Origin of the sequence: Okeania sp. SIO2C2 (genome assembly GCF_010692625.1) — a bacterium.
Classification (GTDB): Bacteria; Cyanobacteriota; Cyanobacteriia; order Cyanobacteriales; family Microcoleaceae; genus Okeania; species Okeania hirsuta.
The window spans coordinates 1-2862 of the sequence record NZ_JAAHGM010000142.1 but is presented as its reverse complement, the minus strand read 5'-3'; the positions used below and the strand labels follow the sequence as shown (position 1 = coordinate 2862).

Annotated in this window: 2 protein-coding genes and 1 pseudogene; 2 read left to right on the top strand and 1 reads right to left on the bottom strand. The window is 35.9% G+C overall.

What is annotated here, in order from left to right; genetic code table 11:
• Window positions 1-346: 346 nt before the first annotated feature.
• Window positions 347-877 (bottom strand): translation initiation factor IF-3, encoded by a 531-nt coding sequence (gene infC, locus F6K18_RS35885; RefSeq protein WP_124146363.1) that lies wholly within the window; start codon window positions 875-877, stop codon window positions 347-349.
• A gap of 492 nt (window positions 878-1369) precedes the next feature.
• On the opposite strand from infC, the gene F6K18_RS35880 reads away from it, so the two are divergent.
• Together F6K18_RS35880 and F6K18_RS35875 are read left to right on the top strand one after the other, a co-directional pair.
• Window positions 1370-2308, top strand: coding sequence for an alpha/beta fold hydrolase (locus F6K18_RS35880; RefSeq protein WP_287528121.1), 939 nt, complete (start codon window positions 1370-1372; stop codon window positions 2306-2308).
• A 101-nt stretch (window positions 2309-2409) separates the two neighbouring features.
• Window positions 2410-2862: pseudogene (locus F6K18_RS35875) on the top strand (IS630 transposase-related protein); the annotation flags it as partial.

The following is a 2862-nucleotide window of genomic DNA, read 5'->3' as shown; positions in this document are numbered from 1 at the left end:
CTCTTGAATCTCACCCATAGGACATGACACTATCGAACAACGGTTATTTGACACCTGGTTTGGTTCAACCAGTCCAAGGGTTGACTAAGAGCATAATTCCAATGCCTTTGTAATAGTTATAGCCAATAATCAATGTTGACTGACTGTTCACAAGTGGGCTGAATTTTGTAGCAATCAGTAATTATTATAATTTTCCTACTACTCTTTAGTGCTATATTTGAACAGCAATTGACACCTGTTTAATTTACCAGAGGCTATTCACCTCCCGTTATAATCTAATCTGCGATTTAACGGGAGACCCCTTGGCAAATCAAGTTGGAGTTATCAATGTCATGACTATCCCACTTTACTTTTTAGGAGATAACAACATCATCATACTGCGTCCCTCTCTCTTGGGAGCTTGTTGAACCTCTGCTAAATCTTTTAGATCTTCTTTCATCCGCATCAATAATGCTTCTGCAAGATTACTGTGCTGTATTTCCCGGCCTCGGAACATAATAGTGGCCTTAACCTTATCACCTGATTCGAGAAAACGCTTTGCATGAGATAAGCGAACATTATAGTCATGCTCCTCAATTTTATAGCGCATCTTCACTTCCTTAACTTCTGCGTTATGTTGCTTCTTTTTTGCCTCTTGTGCTTTCTTTTTCTGCTCAAACACATACTTCCCATGGTCCATGATCCTACAAACCGGTGGGTCAGCTTTATCACTGACCATAACCAGGTCTAGTTCCTTTTCTCTGGCCATTTGCAACGCTTCTTCTGTATCCATAATTCCCAACTGAGAGCCATCTGCGTCAATGGCTCTGATTTTAGGAACTCGAATATTGTTGTTAACTTGAGGGAGATTACGATTATTTCTTTTTTCGATTGGCATTAATTGGAATATTTAAAACGATTGTTTAGAGGGACATTCATACTAAATCAGGCTACACTTTATAGATCCTTTTTTTGATGCTCTCCCTAGCTGAAGCGCCGGAGATTTTTATGATCAAGGGTTTTTAAGCTTCCCAGCTATTTTCGGTAAAGCATCAAGACTTAGTATTCTACATTTTGCCTGTTTCTAACCTCATATAGATTTGAGGATTTGATGTTACATATTAGTTTATAGAGAACAGAATATTTGCTAATTTAGCAATATCTATCTAAATTTAATTTTAATTTTGGAATGTTGTTTTTAACATAAATAGTCTAGCTTATAGACAATAATAATATCACGAATGAAGGCTTTTATGCAAGTTTATTAGTTTGACAATCATACTGGGCACTCAACTCTCTAACGATCGTAGATAGATAATTAATGATGCTGGTGCTAAAGTAATGTATCTGGCACTTTGCAAATCTTAATATTTAGGAATTCTTTAATTATATGGTGGGCAATACTACTAGCAACTGGCAAAAAAAAATAGGTAGTCAAAGAGACTGGGTATGGCGAGGGTGGCAAATTCGTTATACTTACGTTCGATGCCAAAATAACCACGAAACTTTAGAAGGCCATAACTTAGAAAACCCCCCTATTTTACTGCTACATGGTTTTGGAGCATCAATAGGCCATTGGCAACATAATATAAATGTACTCAGCCAAAAACATACAGTTTATGCACTAGATTTAGTAGGTTTTGGTGCTTCTGAAAAAGCGATCGCCAACTACGATGTTAGTTTTTGGGTAGAGCAGGTGTATGAATTTTGGCAGACTTTCATTCAAGTACCTGTAATATTAGTTGGTAATTCTATTGGTTCATTAGTTTCTCTAGTAGCGACTGCGACCTATCCAGATATAGTTGCATTGCTGATAATGATTAGTTTACCCGATCCGGCAGCTCAGGCCGAAGCAGTTCCAGCTTGGTTATTACCTACTGTTGAATTAATTCAAAATATTGTTGCGTCTCCGGTGTTATTGAGAGCTGTGTTTTCTGTGGTTCGTAGACCTTCAGTTATTCGTCGTTGGGTCAAAATTGCTTATAATAATCCCGACCGGATCACAGAAGAACTTGTAGATATATTAGCTGGACCGCCAAGCGATCGCGGTGCTACCCGTGCTTTTTGTATTTTATTTAAGATTATGGGTAGTACAAAGTTAGGTCCTAGCGTGAAAGCTTTACTTCCTACTCTGGAAACTCCCATGTTATTGATTTGGGGTAAGCAAGATTTATTGATTCCTGCTAAATTTGCTAATCCCAGTCAGTTTGTTCAACTTAACTCGCGTTTAAAATTAACAGAAATTGATAATGCTGGCCATTGTCCCCATGATGAATGTCCTGAAATAGTTAATGATTTAATTCTTGATTGGATTGCTCAACAAAAATAGCAATATACATAAGCTGGAAAATAATCATATAGTCGTTTAACTTAAGGATGAGACAAAAACAGAGTAAAATTTTCAAATAGAATTGAGAGTAGTTTAAAGTAATGACTTATAGTTTAGATATAAGACAAAAGGTAATAGATTACATAGAAAGTGGTGGGAAGATAACCAAAGCAGCAAAAGTATTTGCTTGGAGGAAGAGCGTCCATATATAGATGGTTAGAGAGGAAAAAGCTTGAATCCACAAAGGTCAAGTATCGTTACAGAAAACTAGATTGGAAAGAATTAGAAAAATATATAAAGGAAAATCCGCAAGTAAAATTAAAACTCATAGCAGAAAAATTTGAAGTTAGTACAACGGCAATCTGGACTGCCTTGAAAAAAATGAAAATAACTAGAAAAAAAAAGAACTTCGTTATCAAGAAAGAAATAGAGAAGAAAGAATAAAGTATTATAGAGCCTTGAGAGAATTAATCAAAATATATGGAAGTAAAAGTTTAGTATATATTGATGAATCAGGATTTGAAGAGATAAGTACTTGTATTTATGCTCGCTCA